A 19,405-nucleotide genomic window follows, 5' to 3' on the forward strand; every position below is an offset into this window, starting at 1 on the left:
TATGGCAAAGATGATACCCTCAGTAATCTCCCCTGAAATAAAAAGTGTAGCTGAAAAGCGTATTTTTGAATGGTTCAGAGATGACCCGACAACTGAAGACTGGATTGTCTTGCATTCGCTTGGAATATCAAATCATAATAAAGTTCTCCACGGAGAAACTGACTTTTTCGTGCTTGTGCCTTATAAAGGACTTTTTGCTCTTGAGGTAAAAGGAGGACGAGTACGCAGAAACGACGGCATCTGGTCTTTTACGAATAAGTACGGAAATGTGTCTACCAAAGAGCGTGGACCGTTTGATCAGGCGTGGGATGGTATCTTCAGCATAATTGGAGATATAAAGTCGAAGCTTGACGGCAATCATCGTTATCTGGAAACCGTGTTTTTTGGTATTGGTGTTATGTTTCCGGATGTTGAATATGGTACTGTTGGCTGTGATGAGTCTCAATGGCAGGTGTTTGACTGTAATGACGGAAAAAGCGTCGGAGAATATATAAACAGATTGTTCATAGGTTCAAGTCAACGCTGGGAAGAATTGTATGGTTATAAGGTTCCGGTTGAGCGTCTGCCTTCGGAAGACGATATCAGATATATTGCAGCATTGCTGCGTGGAGATTTTGATAAGGCTGTTGCAATGAGCGTCCAGATAAGGTATTCAGAGGAAGAACTCATCCGGTTAACAAATGAACAATATCGTTGTATCGATCAGCTGGATGATAATAAAAGGTGCCTTATTCAAGGTGGCGCAGGAACTGGCAAAACATTGATTGCGGTTGAAGAAGCTAAGAAAGCTGCAGCCTCCGGACAAAAAGTCGCATTGTTTTGCTACAACAAAAATCTTGGAGACTGGTTTGAAAAATACTTTGAAGATGCACCATCAAATTTAAAGCCGAAGTATGCCGGTACTTTCCACAGATTTATGATAAGGATGATAAAAAGAAAAGGCATGCGGTTGAACTTTCCTGAAGAAGAGTATGGGCAGGAGTCATTTTATACAGATGACATTCCACTTTACGCGAGACAGGCTCTTATAGAACTACGTGAAAAGTTTGATAAGATCATAGTTGATGAAGCACAGGATCTTGTCACAGAGAAATATCTGGATGTTTTTGATGCTTGCCTCCAGGGCGGACTTTCACGTGGTAGATGTACAATGCTGGGTGATTTTTCCCAACAGGCAATTTACAGTTCCTCTAAAACGGGTGAGGATCTGAAAAATATGCTTGAAGACAGAACATCGTTTATAAGATTTAAGCTTACCGTAAATTGCCGTAACACAAAAGCAATTTGTGAAGAAATTACAACTGTCACAGGTTTTGAAGCTCCATCAGAAGTTTGGTCAAAAGTAGACGGAATGCCTGTTGAGTATATGACGTATTCTGATGATGATGAGCAGAAAGAAAAATTGACCGGTATTATTGCTTCCTTGCTAGATAATCATATTTCGCCAAAGAAGATCAGTATTCTGTCCCCAGTAAAACGTGAAAACTCTGTTGTTTCGGCTGTGGATAAATATGAGATAAAAGACTATAAGACTTACAGTAATAACAAACTGTCGTTCTGTACGATTCAGGCTTTTAAGGGATTGGAGAATTCTGTAGTTATTCTTACGGATATAAAATCCATTGCTGATAAGAAGCTGATGTATATTGCCCTGAGCAGAGCACGATCAGGTCTATACATCCTCGAGTCGGATGAAGCCAGAAACGAATATATAAAACTTCAGCTTAGGAGGCTCGAAAATGGATACAAGGCGTGAACAAATAATCGAAATTGTAAAACGGGAATTTTTCGGGCCGGATCCGATAAATCTGCCAGGCTTAATACAGGAGAATGGTGAAGAGATATTGTCTTCCGATCCGCCGCGAATCAGATATGCTGCTGGAATACTTTTCCCTCAAAACGTAAAAAGTGAGCACATAATAGAGGAATATGAACCAGAAAGAGTTGAACAGGAATCCTCCGAAGAAGATGCTGCACACGATGAGCATTTCGGTGGAGTCGGTGAATATCTGCAGGACGCTGAGGAACTAATGAATCTTTCAAACGCTTATCAGCAATCAGCAATAAGTCTTACTGTTGCAGTCAGGAATGATGATGCTGTTTCTGTTTCAGTATCAGCAGGTGCATATATAACAGTAAAAGAGCGGAATGAAGAAACCGGAGTAGAAAGGGTAATATATCCAAGGAAGAAAATAAACTGGAACAATGGAGATGATTCGCTGCCTTTACCAGATATAAATCATTCAGTTCCTGTACTTAAAGTTACAAATGATGAACATGAAACTAATCTTAGATTTCATGTCACATATAGATATGAGCGCGATAACTACACTGTTTATACATTTACTCTTGAAAATTCAATAGTAAACAATTCTGGTCATTTGCGTGATGAAGATTGTTATTTTCAGGTGGAGTTTACACTGAAATCAAATGCCGGTTTTGCTCCTATGCCCGATAACGAAAAACTCAATATTAACGACAATGATTATCTTTCAAATCAGATGTTGTACAGGGATGTTAAAACCTATGCCATTGGTCACGGATGTGCTGCAGCATGGGATGAGATGCAGCATCCGGTTACACAAATCAGCACTTCTATCTTTCCTGTATACGAGATAAAACCGATTGTTCCTAATAGTATAGATGGCGTCGTGCTCGAAATGTATCGGATGTCTGACTATGGTAAAAAGAAGACATCATTTCGGAGCTCACACTATTGTGCGATAACTATGACGCCTGGGTCAATAAACTATCGCAGATGGCTGTGACTGTATCAGATCATGGTACTGCTGCTCGTCATATAGCTAATTGCCAGGAATGCCTGAAACGTATGAGGGATGGCGTTGAATTGCTCAACAGTAACGAAAAAGTATTACAAGCATTCCAGATGATGAACAGGGCGATGCTGCTTCAGCAGCTGCATTATAATCTCCCGCTTCAAAGCTGGACTGTGGCTGAAAATGATCAACTTGTTCTTCAAAATGCAGTCGAGGTATTGCCTGATATTAAAAATAAAGACACCTGGTTTGGCAATAAAGACAGATACGGAAAGTGGCGTCCTTTCCAGCTGGCTTTTGTTCTGATTAACCTCCGTTCAATGCTTCAAAATACATGTAGCGAGCGGTCTATTGTAGATCTTATATGGTTCCCGACAGGCGGGGGAAAAACTGAAGCCTATCTTGGTTTGTCTGCGTATACTATTTTCATCAGAAGACTCATTAACAAGGATAATTCTGGAACTACCATACTGATGAGATATACACTTCGCCTGTTGACATCCCAGCAGTATGAACGCGCATCTTCAATGATATGCGCATGTGAGACAATAAGAAAAGAGAATGAAACCGTATTTGGAACCGAAAGAATTTCTATAGGTCTTTGGGTAGGAGGAGAAACATCTCCAAATAGCATGCATGATGCACTTAAAGATTATAAAAAATTATATAACGGTACAAGCGATGTGAATCCATTTGTCGTGTTAAAATGCCCGTGGTGCGGTGCACAGATGGGTGTCGTAAATAAAGGACGTACAAGAGAAACGCCGGGATACCGCTGTGTAAAGAGAGGAAGGAAGGAATATCTTATTTTCCAGTGCAGAAATAATGCGCATAATTGCACTTTCTCCAGGGATGGATTTGAACTACCTCTCTATGTGGTTGACGATGATATTTACAGCAAAACTCCCACCTTGCTCCTTGGTACAGTAGATAAATTTGCAATGCTGCCATACAGACCAGAGGCCCAGACAATTTTTGGAATTCATGATGGCCAGCGAGTTACCGCACCGGACTTAATAATTCAGGATGAGTTGCACCTTATTTCTGGTCCGCTTGGTTCTATGGTTGGCCATTATGAAACCATGATCCATGAACTTTGTTCTTATAATGATGGAGCAAACAGAATTCAGCCTAAAGTAATAGCATCTACTGCAACTATCAGTCGTGCCGCTGAACAATGTCATGCGCTTTATGGATGCGGAAAGGATAAAGTAAGACAGTTCCCGCCGTCTGGTCTTGATGCAGGCGATTCATTTTTTGCGGTTGAGAACAAAGCCTCTAATGGACGTAAGTATGTAGGTATTCTTGCGTCAGGATCATCTTCTATTGCAACGACAACTATAAGATTGTATGCAGCTTTATTGTATGCAGGAAAAGCCATAACGGTTGATAATGAATTTGAGAGGGATGCTTACTGGACAAATGTTGGTTACTTTAACAGTATCAGAGAACTGGGACAAACTGAAACCTGGATACGGGCAGATATAGATGAATATCTGCATGTTATTTACAAGCGCCGTTATGAGGATCGTGTAGAAGGTTATAAAGAAAAGCGTCGTTATATCTGGCGTGATGAAGAGCTTACAAGCCGTATAAGAAGTGATAAAATACCAGTTTCCCTTCAGAACTTGAATATTAAATATCCGACAGCGGATAATGAAAAGAGGCCTGTCGACATTTGCCTTGCAACAAATATGATTTCTGTTGGCGTCGATGTTCCAAGACTTGGCCTTATGACGGTATCCGGTCAGCCTAAAACAACATCTGAGTATATTCAGGCAACGAGCCGCGTCGGAAGAAGCAGTGATGCTCCCGGACTTGTATTTACTATCTATAACCCAGGCAAACCGCGTGATAAGTCCTACTACGAACATTTTATACCGTACCATTCACGTGTATATTGCAATGTTGAACCAACTAGTGTAACACCTTTTTCTGCTCCGTTACGTGAAAGAGCTTTGCATGCGCTGATTATCGGTATTATGCGGCTCGAGGGTGACAAAGCGCTGAATAATAATCCACCATCTGTTCCGGATGCTGCAACTTTGCGTAAAATCAAAAAGGTTATTTCTGAGCGTATTAGTGACATTGATCCTGAAGAACTTGACAAGACGATGGCGCACATTGATGCAATTCTCGAAAAATGGAAACTTGAAGAGCCGCAGAAATATCAGGATTTCACATCTGGAGAAGAATTACCGCTTATGTTTCCAGCAGGGACGATGAGAAATGAAGCTTGGGGTCAGGAACGGGGCTTTCCGACTTTGACATCCATGAGAAGTGTTGATGCTTCATGTGAGGCACGAGTGATCGAAAGCGGATACCATGAGGAGGATGAATAAATGACATTTTCACAAAAACCTATGCGCAGAAGTGCTTTAATCAGTCCGTGGGGCGTTGGCTCCATTGTTCCGTTTCCAAATGATGAGTCACTTATGATTGCCGGCCTTGATATGTGGCGCTACAGTTCGACTGAACCGTTTATTATTAAAGATGAACGCCTTCAAAAGAGACTCGGTGTAAAGGAATTGCGTTGGCCGCCAGATTTTCGTGACAGGAGCGCTGATCCGCAGAATTGCAATATGACCATTCCTGCTGTCAGATTTCCAAGATGGCATTACTGTCCGTTTTGCGGAGGAATGCAGAAAGTAGGCTACTTTACAAAACAGTCTGTATGCGATGCATATCAATGGGAAAACGGAAGAAAATGTGACCCAAACAAGAAATATAAGCACAAGCTAATTCCTGAGAGATTTGTTGTTGTATGTCCAGATGGCCATATTGATGATTTTCCGATTGCTGAATGGGTACATTATGATTCCGGTCACAACTATGATCCTGAGACATGCAGAATACGCAGAAGTACTGGTGGTACGTCAGCAGCACTTACTGGTGTTCGTTACGAATGTTCCTGTGGTGCCAGCAGGTCCATTGCCAGTGCCGTTCGTCCTGGTGCATTAAAAAGAATAGGCTATACCTGTAGAGGAACTAAACCGTGGCTGGGAATATCAGAGGACAAAGATAACCCATGCACATGCGATACTGAAAAAATTAAAGTTTTACAGCGTGGCGCGAGTAATGTCTGGTTTGCAGACACGAAAAGCTCCATCTACATTCCTGCGGATGATGAAACGACTTCCAGAAGAATAGTTGCTGCAGTCAATGGCTGTTTTAAGACTATTGCAAATCATCGTGTTAACGGGGAAGTTGACCGTGCGATGGTGTCTATTTTTGCTGAAACCTTCAACGTAAATGCTGATGAGCTCTATAACGCTGTTGTAAATAAAATCAGCAATATGGAAGGTCTCCCAGAAGTTACTGAGGCAATGACTGAGGATGATTACCGTATAGCAGAATATAAAATGCTTATAAAATCCAGCGGAAGCGATGCACTGGATTTTCACTCAGTTAATTACCAGATTGATAATTATCATCCGAGTATACAGCCATACTTTAAAAGTATCTCACTCGTGAAAAAACTTAGAGAAACACGTGCGTTTGTCGGTTTTTCACGTCTGGAGCCGAATGCTACAAATGATCTGAGACAGAAAAAGGATATGCTACGAATAGGAAGTGGCGACTGGCTTCCTGCCATTGAAGTTTATGGTGAAGGAATTTTCTTTGAGTTTAATTCCGAAGTGCTATCCGAGTGGACCCGTAATCCGGATGTTGTTTCAAGAATCAGCAAATTGAACAGTTCATATCAGAACTCATTCTTCGGAAAATTAGAACCTGGAAATCTTCGTGCAGAATATGTTCTTTTACATACATTTGCGCATCTGATAATTAATCAGCTGAGCTATGAATGTGGTTATGGTAGTTCGTCAATAAAGGAACGTATTTACTGTGAAAAATGCACTGATAACAGCAAAATGAGTGGTGTTTTAATATACACAGCTTCCGGTGATTCTGAGGGTTCGCTTGGTGGGCTGGTCAGACAGGGCGAAAAAGGTAGACTTGAAGATACAATTCTGGCAGCCATAAGAAATGCAAAGTGGTGTTCATCTGATCCGATTTGTATACAGTCCGCAGGCCAGGGGCCTGAATCATGTAATCTTGCAGCATGTCACAATTGCGCGCTTCTTCCGGAAACATGCTGTGAATGCGGTAATAGATTGCTTGATCGTGGTTTGGTTGTTGGAACACTTGATAATAGCAATATTGGATTCTGCAGCGATATAGAAGATTGAAAACTATGTCTTTTATGCTTCTCAGAAAATAAACAGCGAGTTGATATATTCGAATGAGTTGTTTAATATGTACCATTATCATGAAGATACTGTAATCAACTCCATGAAGGTGACACATTTACCAGGGAAACCGATAAAGCAAAGAACAGCTGTATATTTCGGTGTAGGTACTATTGGAACAATAATGTAAATTTATGGCTATAATTGCAAATAATATAAAAGATCTGGCAGAATGTGAATTCTTCTTTTTAGTAATAAGACACAGGAATTCTCGATATCACCGAAAATCTGGCTTTCTATTGGCCGCAGTGAAAATACTGCTGTTGGTAAAATATTCAGGCAAAGGCTGAAGAGCTATTTCAATGAATAATTAAATGATGGGGTAACGTTGTGGCAGATGTACATTCAACGAAAATACGTAGTTATAACATGTCAATGATACATAGCAAAAATACAAAACCTGAAGAAAAAATTCGCAAGTATCTGTTTTCACAGGTATTCAGATACAGAAAGAATGATAATCGTTTACCTGGCAAGCCGGACATTGTTTTGCCAAAGTATAAAACCGTCATATTCGTTAACGGTTGCTTCTGGCATAAACATGACGGTTGTAAATATTTTGTTTGGCTCAAAAGTAATGTAGAGTTCTGGCAGGATAAAATTAAGGGCAATGTTTTCCGCGATAAAAAGATATACTCTAAACTCACAGATTGTGGGTGGAATGTCCTTGTAATATGGGAATGCGAATTGCGGAAAGACCGATTTGAAAGCACAACGAAGAAATTAACTGACGATATAAGGAAGCAGGTGAAATAATGAGATCATATTATTCGGCGAATCTATCAGACTTTGAAAATGATTCAATAGATCACATTCTAGCTAAAATGGTAATGAATAATGTCTACGACTTAAATGACCTGCAGCGCGATGCATGGATAATGGAGATTACTATTCTTAAAAATGAACTTATGGGTTTTGATGAAGGGCGGATCCTGTTTGAATATACAATACCAAGGATGGGAAAGCGCGTAGACGTTGTATTCTTACATAAGGGCATTGTCTTCCTACTGGAGTTCAAAACAGGCAGCGAAGAATTCACCAAAGCTGCCTATAATCAGGTACTGGATTATGCGCTTGATCTTAAAAACTTTCATAGTGAAAGCCATAGCAGAATTATTGTCCCAATTGCTGTGTCCACTGAGGCATTACAGTCAGAATACAATATATACTTGTACGAAGATAATATCGTTCATCCCTTTGGTGTGAATGGTAATAATATATGGAAAGCAATAGATGCTGTTTCTGAACAATTTGAAGCGACGGAAATAGATTATGTTTCGTGGGAAAATTCAGAGTATATGCCAACACCCACAATAATAGAAGCTGCACAGGCCCTATATGGAAACCATAATGTAAAAGATATAATGCGTACCGATGCAGGAGCACAAAACCTGACTTTAACAACGTCAACAATAAAACAAATTATATCTGATAGTAAGACGACGCAGAAGAAATCAATTATTTTTGTAACAGGTGTCCCCGGAGCTGGCAAAACACTCGTCGGGCTTAATCTTGCAAGCGACTTGCATAACAGTTCAGATGATGAACATGCTGTGTTCCTATCCGGTAACCATCCGCTGGTTACTGTATTACAGGAGGCATTAGTCCGTGACAAAGTTGTTCAGGAAGCCAAAAATGGCAATAAAATCAGTAAAGATACAGCCAGACGTGAAGTTATAAGCTTCATTCAGATGATTTACCACTACAGAAATTATCATTTTGGTAATGATATTATACCAAGAGAAAAGATAGCAGTTTTTGATGAATCACAGCGCGCATGGACGCATGATGAGATGGCGTCATTTATGTTAAAAAACGACAAAATTAGACCGAGTGAAAAATTTGTCCGGGATCTTAATTTCAGCGAACCTGGGTTTCTTATAAGTACTATGAATCGGCATACTGACTGGGCAGTTATAGTTTGCCTTGTTGGTGGCGGTCAGGAAATTAATCGTGGTGAAGCAGGAATGCCCGAGTGGTTTGATTCTCTAAGAAGCAGTTTTACTGACTGGAATGTTTACGTTACAAGTCAGATTGATGATAAAGAATATCTTCGCGATCGTACCTGGGAAGAACTTACTGCTGGACTAAATGTTCATGTAGATGGTAATCTTCACCTATCAACATCAATGCGCTCATTCCGCAGCGAGAAAGTATCTGATTTTGTAAAGAAATTGCTTGACAATGATCTGGATGGTGCGAAAGCTGTGCTCCAAAAATTCATAGATAAGTATCCAATCTTTATTACAAGGGATCTGGAAACAGCAAAAAACTGGGTGAAAGAAAAATCACGTGGCAATGAACGGTATGGTTTATTTGCTAGCAGTAATGCTGCAAGATTAAAACCACGTGGTGTCGTTTATGCTCGGGATCGAAATAGTATTTCACCGGAAAAATGGTTTTTAAATGAAAAAGACGATATACGTTCAAGCTATTTCCTTGAGGCTGTAGCCAGCGAATTTGAAACGCAAGGCCTTGAGCTGGATTATGCTATTGTTGCATGGGATGCCGATTTACGTATTGAAAATGGTCAATGGCAATATTATAAGATGAGTACCCGTATGAACCCTCCTAACTGGTCTCCGATACGAAGTGCTAATAACATCACCTATCTCGTTAACGCGTACAGAGTCTTGTTAACGAGGGCAAGGCAGGGCTTTATAATTTACCTTCCTGAAGGCGTAGATTATGATTTGACGCGCATACCCGAATATTATGATAAGACTTACCGGTATTTAAAGAGTTTAGGGATTGCAGAACTCTGAAAACATTCAGATAAGTACATGTAGCCAGAGTTTGTAAATAGGAGCAATAGAGGTATGGATGTTGGAAAAATTGAGTATTGAGTTCAAAAGCGAATCAATCTGACGCAACATATGAGTTCATTTAATGATGGAATTTTCTTTGATATATCAGAAAATAATAGCGCCATAGATGAGCTGTGGAAACTAGTCGATGAATGTAAAAAAATTGTGGATAAAGAATTTAATCCAGATGGATACAACATAGGAATCAACTGCGGGGAGGCAGCGGGACAAACAGTCATGCATCTGCATATTCATCTCATTCCCAGATACAAGGGTGACATTGAAAACCCAAGAGGCGGAGTGAGAGGTGTGATTCCTGTTAAAAGAATTTATTAGGAGGATTGTGATTGAAAATATTTGAATTCGAAATAACTGAAACTCTGCAAAGAAAGATATTGGTGGAGTCGGATAATGAACAGGAAGCTTTCGATAAAGTAAAGAGTATGTATAGAAGTGGTGAAATTTTATTGGGTGCAGATGATTTTGTTGATAGTGAGATTAATTTCATATGTAATGCATTGGAGGAATGAAAATGAAAAAACCTATGATAGGTATTGTACCGTTATACGATGAAAAAAAAGAAAGCTATTGGATATTGCCTGGATATATGAAAGGGATTGAAAGAGCAGGAGGAATTCCTGTCATGCTTCCTCTCACATCAGATGAAGATATGATTGCTTCAATTGCAGAGATATTTGATGGATTTCTGTTTACGGGCGGTCATGATGTTGATCCAGTCTTGTATGGGGAAGTTGTTGAAGAATATTGCGGGAAGCCATGCCGCGAAAGGGATGTGATGGAAGAAGTTCTCTTTAAGCATGTGCTTGAATTAGACAAGCCTGCCCTTGGAATTTGCCGCGGCTTGCAATTATTTAATGTTTTGTTGGGTGGAAATCTTTATCAGGATATAATTATTCAAAGAGAACCAAAATCTAATATTGAGCACCAGCAAAAACCGCCGTATGACAAGCTTGTTCATTCTGTGAAAATTGAAAAAGATACAATTCTTTATGGTATAATTGGGAAAGAAACAATTGATGTTAACAGCTATCATCACCAAGGCATTAAGCAGTTGTCTAAACAATTGAAATGTGCTGCCAAAGCAGAGGACGGTATGATAGAATCCGTATTTATGCCGGATAAAAGGTTTGTGCTGGCTGTTCAATGGCATCCGGAATTTATTTTCAATTCTGATGATGATAATTTAAAACTATTCGTGGAATTTGTTAAGGCTGTGTTTAAGTAAGGAATACTTATTGATTGGAATATTCATTTACAACAATTATTAATATTGGGGGAATTATTGCATATCATGGAAAATACTTTAATGAAAAGTGTTGCAAAACCATTTGTTAGTATTAAAAACAATTATGCTTTTGAAATAAGTGATGAATTTGAAAAGTTAACTGGTTACTTAAGAACAGAACTGTTGGGAAAATCTATTTCAGAAATAAGTAATATATTGAAAATTGATACTCAGGTGAATCTTAAAGATATTGAAAGTGATTGCAGCTGTTATATTTTTACTAAAGAACATGAGCCAAGAGAGGTAACTATTTCCTGCAAACGAATTCAATCTGAAAATCAACAAATTTATTTTATAAAAGAAAAAAGAAATTCAAGAATTGAAGATACAATTCCATATGCAGCAAGTATTTTAGAAGATAATGATGTTGGTGTTGCAATTTACAGCATATGTTATAACATTTTATTGAAAGCAAATGAAAAGTTTTTCATTTTTAGTAAAATACCACACGAGAAGATTGAAAATTGCATAGGTAATAAATGGCAAGAAGTATTTACTCATAAGGAAGAACATTTTGAAATCTTTTTTTTAAATATTATTAAAAGTGGTAAGCCTTTTCATTTAAAGGAAGTTAAATGGGAAATCCCAGGAGAAGGAGACACTTATTGGAACCTATCTTTTGTACCAATAATTATTAAAGGCGAAACAAAGTACTTAGTGCAAACTGCCACTGACGTGACTGACAAAATTGTAAGCAGGAATATAATTGAAAAGCAAAAGCAAGAATTAGAAGTCATTATAGAAAATATTTCTGATCAATTAATATTGTTTAATAAAAATGGCGAATATATTAAAATGAACAAAATGGCAAGAGATAAAGCTATGTTTAATATTAAAGCAGCAAAAAACTTTAATGAAGCTTATGAGGAAGTTAAAATTTATGATATGAAGGATAATTTATTATCAGTAGAAGACGTACCATTAAAAAGAGTAATCAATGGAGAAACGTTTTCTAACGTTAGAGTTATTAGAAAAAACAGCGAATATACTCAATATACATCAATAAGCGGTACTCCCATATACGATGATAATGGTAATTTTATAGCAGGTGTTTTAATAATGCGGGATATAACTGACGAAGTAAAATACGAAGAAAACTTATATATAAAAGCTCAGTATGACTCGTTAAGCAAAATAATAGATAATCTTGATTTAGGCTTTGTAAGGCTTACGTATCCGGAATTTAATTTCGTTGATATTAATAATAAAGCTTATGAACAATTAAAACAAATTAGTCCAAATATTGTTTTGCAGTCATCTATTAAAGGTAAGAATTTATATGAGGTTTTTCTTGAAGAACCTCATATGAAAGAATTGTTACATACTTCTCCAAAAAACAATAGCTTTTTTGAAATTCGAAATTTTAATATTGAAGGAGAAGATATATTTTCTAAAATTATATACCAGCCATTATATGGATTTAATAATGAGATTGTAGAAATTATAGTTTTTTGGATCGATGTCACTGAAGAAGAAAAATCAAAGGAAGTATTAGAATGCACATTGAAAATGCAGGAAGAAATATATTCAAATGTAGCACATGAACTTAAGACACCGCTTAATGTTATTTTTTCTGCTAACCAATTGCTGCTTATGTATTTAAAAAATAATTTATATGAAGAAAATAAGGCCAAATTTTATATTTACAGCAACAGTATTAAACAAAATTGTTACAGACTTACAAAACTTATTAATAATATTGTGGATTTATCTAAAAGCCAAGCTGGTTACTTTAAACTTAATCTAAGCAATGAAAATATTGTGGAAATTATTGAAAATATTGAAAAGTCTGTTTCAGATTATGTAAAGTCGAGAGAACTAAGAATTGTATTTTTTTCAAATGTAGAAGAGAAGATTATTGCTTGTGATCCAATTAGAATAGAAAGATTTATGCTGAACCTTATTTCAAATGCAATAAAATTTACTAATCCAGCTGGTGCAATATACATAAATGTATTAGATAAAGGAGATACGGTTGAAATATCTGTAAAGGATACAGGAGTAGGAATTGAAAAGGAACATTTGGATTTATTATTCGAAAAATTTTATCAAATAGATAAAACTTTATCTCGTAATGCAGAAGGGAGCGGTATTGGGCTATCACTAACAAAATCAATAGTTGATTTACATGGAGGAAATATAAGTGTTGACAGTGAAATTGGTAAAGGGAGTGTATTTAAAATTGAGCTTCCTGTAAGGACAATAGAAAAGAAAAAAGTAAAAGAGCAAACTCAATACAATGACAATAAAATTGAAACGATAAACATTGAATTTTCAGACATATATTCTATTGATTAGCTGAAATTGTTGCTTAAAATAGACCCTCAATAATAGCTAAAGATTTTAGTAAGTATGTTGAAACATACGATAAGTTCGGCAGCATATTATATAATAGTTTACTTATTTTATAAGTCAGAGAATATTATCGCAGTTTTTTAATATAAAGTAATGATAGTATTTCATATTCAATATGCCAATAGGAGGAATTGAAATGTTTGCAAATAAAGTGAAATGTTCTGTAAAACTCTTAGCTTCTGCAACGTATTTATTAATGATTGTTGTTAATATTTTGGCCAATGCTATTCCCATTAATGGACAAACAACCGGTGAAGTTTCCAATTCATATCCCAATTTGTTTGCACCTGCAGGAATAACGTTTGCTATATGGGGATTAATTTATTTGTTATTGGCTGCCTTTACGCTTTACCTGCTGGGATTTTTTCAGGATTATACAGATACTATCAAGGCAAATCTTCTGAACAAGGTGGGAATAGTTTTTTCAATATCATCTGTTGCCAATGCTGCCTGGATTTTCTCATGGCATTATAACAAAATTCCTTTATCCATGGTGTTGATGTTAGTAATCCTTGACTGCCTCATATTCATTAATTATTTAATAAAAAATGAAAAGTTAACATCAAAGGAAAAGTTGTTTATAAATGTTCCATTCAGTGTTTATTTTGGCTGGATTACCGTAGCAACTATTGCCAATGCAACAACACTTTTAGTCAGTATCGGATGGGACGGATTTGGAATCTCTGAACCCACATGGGCAGTAATAATTATTATCGCAGGTATGCTGATTGGAACGTTAACCATGATTATAAACAAGGACATTGCATACGGTCTTGTAATGTTGTGGGCATATGCAGGCATTTACATAAAACACACATCAGAGAGCGGCTTTAATGGTCAATATCCTGCTGTGATTTATACTGTTATTGCATGCATGATTATTTTTATATTATCTGAAGTTTACTTATTGTACTATAAAAGAAAATGACAATAGGTAGTTAGTTAAAAGATTTAATACAATAGTAATGTAATAAATCCAAGGAAGCAACCTGCTTTTCTTGGATTTATATGTTTTTTGTGTATAAAGTTGACAGATTATGGTGTTAAATATATTATGTTATTATTGTGGCATAAAAGTTATGATTAGCTTGATGAAGAAAATTAATGCCATAAAGTAAAAAAAGGAAGAGCTAAAATGCAAGGAATAAATATTTTAATATGTGATGATGATCCGGTAGTTCATGAATCATTAAAAATCTACCTAAAAAATGAAAATTTTAACTGCTTGTCAGCTTATGACGGGGAAGAAGCGCTTAAACAAATTAAATGCTTTATGCCGTCATTAATAATATTAGATATTATGATGCCAAAATTAAATGGATTAGAAGTGTGCAAGGAAGTCAGGAAAACAAGCTCGGTGCCAATTATCATGCTGACTGCCAAGGGTGAAGAAATTGACCGTATACTGGGACTTGAACTCGGTGCTGATGATTATATTGTAAAGCCATTTAGCCCCAGGGAAGTTGTTGCCCGAATCAAAGCAATAAGAAGACGCATTATTGAAAATGTGGCAGATGGCAAACCATCAACATTATTCTTTGATCATCTTGAAATAAGTCTTAAAAAATATCAGGTTAAATACGATGATCAGGTTATTATTTCAACGCCCAAAGAGGTAGAAACTTTATATCTGCTGGCCTCAAATCCGGGACAAGTCTTTTCCAGAGAACAGATTCTTGATCGGGTATGGGGGTGTGATTATTACGGAGACACTCGAACGGTTGATACTCACATTAAACGAATAAGGGCCAAGCTGCCTCAGGAAGGAATGAACTGGGGATTGCAAACCGTATACGGTGTGGGTTACAAATTTGAGGTAGATTGATATGAAAAATTTATTAATTCGAAGGATAACAATTTTAATATCTATTGCCATATTAATTTCTTCTGTTTTAGTTGCTTTTCTGGGTGTGTTGTTATGGGAAGGCATTAAGGCAGATAACAGGGTCAAGGAATTTGTGCCGGCCCTTTCTGTAGTTGCTGAGTGCACCATACAATATCAGGATGGGAACATCAGTAAGGATACATATGAAAAAATATTGATGAATTCATTAAAAGAGTATATCAGAGGATATTCAGTTTTAAATGCAGATGGAACAGTTGTTTTTACTGCTGAAGGACTTAATGATTCAACATTTAATACTATGATGAAAAAATCTCTGGATGAAGTGCTTAATGGACATGAAACATATGAAAAAATATACCAGTCAAAGCTCAATCCGGCTGCTTTGGTAGGTGTGCCGATTGTGAAGGAAAATAAAAGCATTGGCGCCGTCTTTGTCTTGGTAGACATGGCTGATTTTCTGCCGGAAAGAAAAAGATTTTTTCAATCGCTTTTAATTGCAATGATTGTTGTAATTCCTTTTGTAATTGTACTTTCCTACGTGGTGTTAAAAAGAATTACAAAACCGGTTAAAAATGTTGTAGAAGCTGCAATTTCCATGAGCCAGGGAGATTTTTCCGCTAGGGCAGACGAAACATTAAAAGGTGAAATTGGTCTTTTAGGAAGGACATTAAATAAAATGTCCATTGATCTTTACAAGAACGTTTCGCAGCTTTTCATTGAAAAAAATAGGCTTCATCAAGTATTGAACAGTCTTGATGAAGGCATGATTGCTGTAGATGAAAACAAGAAAATAACACATTTTAATAAAGTGTTTTTAGCAATGTTTGAACTGACGGAAGATGAAGTAAAGGGTAAGAATGTAGACGACATTCATGTTATAAATGATGAATTATATGAACTGACTCAGGCAATAGAAGGTAGATATTCCATAGTAAAGAATTATGAAAATGATAATGTTATTATGCGAATAGTAATTGCCTCCATACAAGATGAAAAAGATAATGTTGTTGGTGCTGTAGTTTTATTCCGGGATATTACTGAATTAGAAAAATTAGAAAAAATGCGAAGAGATTATGTGGCGAATGTTTCTCATGAGCTTAGATCACCACTTACATCAATAAGAGGTTTAATTGAGCCGTTGATGGATTCTTTTGTAACCGATGAAAATGACATAAAAAGATACTATAAAATTATTTATCAGGAAAGTCTGAGGCTTTCAAGACTTGTTGATGATATAATGGAGCTTTCAAGACTTCAAATGAATGAAGCTGTTATTGAAAAAACAACAGTTGACCTGGATTCTATAATAGAAATGGTTTATGAGAGGTATAGACTGTTTGACGAGGAAATCAATCTTGTTTATAATCCGGTTCCATTGCCCAAGGTTTACACAAACTACGACAGGATTGAGCAAATTCTTGTGATATTGTTAGACAATGCTTATAAATTTACTCAAAAGGGCGGTCAAATTGAAATTATTACTGAGTCCAGGACAAAAGATGTGCTGGTTACGGTAAAGGATACAGGAACAGGCATTAAAAAAGAAGACTTGCCGTTTGTTTTTGACAGGTTTTATAAGAGTGATAAGTCCAGATCAAAAAAGGGGTCAGGGCTGGGATTATCCATAGCAAAAGAAATATTAAATTTAATGGATGAAAAAATAAAAGTTAAAAGTGAGTATGGGGCAGGAAGTTCATTTGAGTTTACTGTTCAAATATGTGATTTATAATATTAACATAAGAAAACAAAGATAACGAGACTGTTGCATTAGTGTAGTATCGTGTCATTCTGTGGGCTCTAGCCCGAAGAATCTCAGAATTTCAGAAAATGAGATCCTTCGCTACCGCTCAGGATGACATATACTTAATGCAACAGCCTCGTTTTTATTGTTCACAATTGTTCAAATTCATTTCATATTGGTGCCATATTGAAGAAATATGATAATAACGTTAAGAACAAGATATAAGAGGTATAAAAATGCCAGACACAACAATAAAAAACGAAAATATCACACTTGTTTGCATAACAGCCAAATTTGAATGCGGGTGACTGATTAGAGAAGGCAGAAAAATTGCAGACATGACTGATACAAAGCTATATGTGATTAATGTACAGAAAAAATGCAATTGGGGTAATAAGTTAAGCAAGGAATTGGAGCATATGTTCTCGATTTCTAAAAACTCTGATGCGCAAATGCTCACATTTTTTTCTGATAATCCTGCTGCAATAATTAATGACTGTATAGAAAGAAGGAAAGTGAAGCATGTGGTTTTGCATGATATTGGAATAGAAACTGTAAATTTATTAAAGCAATTGGATGTTAAATCCAATGAAATTGAAATACATATTTGTAAATATTAAATTGAAAGGGTAAAAAATATGAATATTAAAAGGATAACAGCATGTACATGTGCTTCGGCGATTTTGCTGTCTGCAATTTGTCCTGTATATGCAGATACAACGTCTAAAGCTGAACCTACAGCAGCTCCCTATTCACTTCCTGGTGATTCAGACGATGACAAGCCGGAAGAGGCCTTGGATTCATCAAGCAGTGAAAAGGCGCAGGAAACTATGAACTTGACTGTGGACACAGCAGTAAAATATGGACTGGAAAACAACAAGAGCATTGACATGTTGGAAAATAAAATTCAGCTTGCAATAATTTCAGCAAACAATGCAAAGAAAAATTCTTCAGATTTGAAAAAAGCAAAGGATGCACTCAAAGATGCCATGAATAAACTTGATGATGCAGAAGAACAAATTGATTCAGCACAGGGACAAGTGGATCAGGCTGAGAGTCTTTTATCAAATGGCATAGCTCCAATTTCCATACCTCTTTCTGACTCCCATGGCAATCCCATTAATGATGCTAACGGCAATCAAATTGTTATTCCAGCAGGTTCAAATATTCTTGATACATTGATTGGAATTGGAATTCCATCTGAAACTGCAAATGGCATGTTTTCATTGATTAAACAAAGTATAGAGACTGAATTGAATTCAAACCAGTCTAAAATTGATGAAAACAGCATTGCAGTAAATGAGGCCAAATCAACCCTTGAAGCAAAAAAAGAAGAATTTAAAGATATTCTTAAAGATACCTCAGAAAAACTGGATGCAAAAATTGATTATGGCTCTTTAGTTAACCTTGATGCATATGATGCAGGCGAACTTATGATTACAATGGCCGGAGTAAATCTTGACGTCACCAGATATGCCAAAAACATATATAAAAACCAAATTGCCATGTTAATTCAAAAAAATTATTATGATGCACTGTATGCAAGAAAAGTATATGAGTTGAAAAAAGTTGCCATGGAACGTGGTGAAAAACAATACAACATGGTTAAACTTTCTTATGATAACGGAATGAAAGCAAAAGATGATCTGCTTCTCAGCAAGATGTATTATGACAGTACAATAATATCTTGCCGACTTGCTGGAGCGGATTATAAGAATGCTCTTGTGAAGCTTAAGGAAAACATGAATTTAAAAATGGATACGGAAATAACCCTGCAAGATTCTATGTTTGACAAAGTTACAGAAGAAAACTTAAGTGATGGACTGAAAAGTGGTTTGACAAACAGAATAGAAATACAGAAAGCCCTTGGTCAGCTAAAAATTTATGAACTTAATGAAGAAATACTGAATTCCCGTGCTGAGTACAAAGCAAATAAAAATGGGATTAAAGAAGCAAAGTTACTGACAGAAGGGGCAAGGCTGCAGCTTGATAAAGCAAAAACTACAGTAACTTCAGAAATCAACCAGTCATATGAAACAATGACAGCAGCCGGAGATATGCTATTGGCATCAACAGAACTTGTAGCTAACGCAGAAGAGGTTGTTCGCATTGCAAATCTTAAGTATGAGCAGGGTTTTGGTGCAGAGAATGCTTTGCTGAAACAAATGAATCTTCAGGAAAGTTCAGGGACAATCATAGAGCTTATTGCTGCTCAGGAAAAATTATCAGAGGTTGAAGCACAAGTGGCTCAAATAAGCTATGGTTATACAATGGCAAAAATAAAATATCAAAATGATGCAGGAATACTCATTCATTAAATATT

14 protein-coding genes and 1 pseudogene are annotated in these 19,405 nt (G+C 36.6%); all 15 read left to right on the forward strand.

The annotated features are described in order from the left end of the window. Position 1: 1 nt before the first annotated feature. The 15 genes and pseudogenes from BN358_RS00900 (at position 2) to BN358_RS00970 (ending at position 19,400) form a co-directional block, all read left to right on the forward strand. Positions 2-1,756: an AAA family ATPase gene (locus BN358_RS00900; protein ID WP_019227433.1), complete on the forward strand. Its 1,755-nt coding sequence runs from the start codon at positions 2-4 to the stop codon at positions 1,754-1,756. Continuing rightward, entirely contained in the window at positions 1,740-2,768 is a 1,029-nt protein-coding gene (locus BN358_RS00905) for a hypothetical protein (protein ID WP_040581829.1), read from the forward strand. Before BN358_RS00900 ends, BN358_RS00905 begins: the two co-directional genes overlap by 17 nt. Then, positions 2,717-5,119 (forward strand): helicase-related protein, encoded by a 2,403-nt coding sequence (locus tag BN358_RS00910; RefSeq protein ID WP_157593208.1) that lies wholly within the window; start codon positions 2,717-2,719, stop codon positions 5,117-5,119. Before BN358_RS00905 ends, BN358_RS00910 begins: the two co-directional genes overlap by 52 nt. Continuing rightward, positions 5,120-6,967: a DUF1998 domain-containing protein gene (gene drmB, locus BN358_RS00915; protein WP_019227435.1), complete on the forward strand. Its 1,848-nt coding sequence runs from the start codon at positions 5,120-5,122 to the stop codon at positions 6,965-6,967. Positions 6,968-7,357: 390 nt separating this feature from the next. Further along, complete coding sequence (locus BN358_RS00920; RefSeq protein ID WP_019227436.1) at positions 7,358-7,783, forward strand: very short patch repair endonuclease; 426 nt, start codon at positions 7,358-7,360, stop codon at positions 7,781-7,783. Next, positions 7,783-9,792, forward strand: coding sequence for a DNA/RNA helicase domain-containing protein (locus tag BN358_RS00925; RefSeq protein WP_019227437.1), 2,010 nt, complete (start codon positions 7,783-7,785; stop codon positions 9,790-9,792). The genes BN358_RS00920 and BN358_RS00925 overlap by 1 nt, the downstream gene beginning before the upstream one ends. Before the next feature lie 135 nt (positions 9,793-9,927). Continuing rightward, a pseudogene (locus BN358_RS00930) lies at positions 9,928-10,170 on the forward strand (HIT family protein); the annotation flags it as partial. Between the two features lie 11 nt (positions 10,171-10,181). After that, on the forward strand, positions 10,182-10,364 hold the full coding sequence (locus tag BN358_RS00935; protein ID WP_019227439.1) for a DpnD/PcfM family protein: 183 nt from the start codon (positions 10,182-10,184) through the stop codon (positions 10,362-10,364). 2 nt (positions 10,365-10,366) lie between these two features. Next, positions 10,367-11,080 carry a gamma-glutamyl-gamma-aminobutyrate hydrolase family protein gene (locus BN358_RS00940; protein WP_019227440.1) on the forward strand — a complete coding sequence of 238 codons (714 nt, stop codon included), beginning with the start codon at positions 10,367-10,369 and terminating at the stop codon, positions 11,078-11,080. Positions 11,081-11,146: 66 nt separating this feature from the next. Continuing rightward, positions 11,147-13,438, forward strand: coding sequence for a PAS domain-containing sensor histidine kinase (locus BN358_RS00945; protein ID WP_040581843.1), 2,292 nt, complete (start codon positions 11,147-11,149; stop codon positions 13,436-13,438). A 193-nt stretch (positions 13,439-13,631) separates the two neighbouring features. Then, the gene (locus BN358_RS00950) at positions 13,632-14,423 is read left to right on the forward strand and encodes a hypothetical protein (RefSeq protein ID WP_019227442.1); all 792 of its coding nucleotides are present in this window, start codon (positions 13,632-13,634) and stop codon (positions 14,421-14,423) included. A 207-nt stretch (positions 14,424-14,630) separates the two neighbouring features. Next, positions 14,631-15,320: a response regulator transcription factor gene (locus tag BN358_RS00955; protein ID WP_019227443.1), complete on the forward strand. Its 690-nt coding sequence runs from the start codon at positions 14,631-14,633 to the stop codon at positions 15,318-15,320. 1 nt (position 15,321) lies between these two features. Next, positions 15,322-17,070, forward strand: coding sequence for an ATP-binding protein (locus BN358_RS00960; RefSeq protein ID WP_019227444.1), 1,749 nt, complete (start codon positions 15,322-15,324; stop codon positions 17,068-17,070). Between the two features lie 350 nt (positions 17,071-17,420). Continuing rightward, positions 17,421-17,702, forward strand: coding sequence for a hypothetical protein (locus BN358_RS00965; protein ID WP_019227445.1), 282 nt, complete (start codon positions 17,421-17,423; stop codon positions 17,700-17,702). Between the two features lie 18 nt (positions 17,703-17,720). Further along, complete coding sequence (locus BN358_RS00970; protein WP_019227446.1) at positions 17,721-19,400, forward strand: TolC family protein; 1,680 nt, start codon at positions 17,721-17,723, stop codon at positions 19,398-19,400. Positions 19,401-19,405 lie beyond the last annotated feature (5 nt).

This window comes from Sedimentibacter sp. B4 (genome assembly GCF_000309315.1).
Lineage (GTDB): Bacteria > Bacillota > Clostridia > Tissierellales > Sedimentibacteraceae > Sedimentibacter > Sedimentibacter saalensis.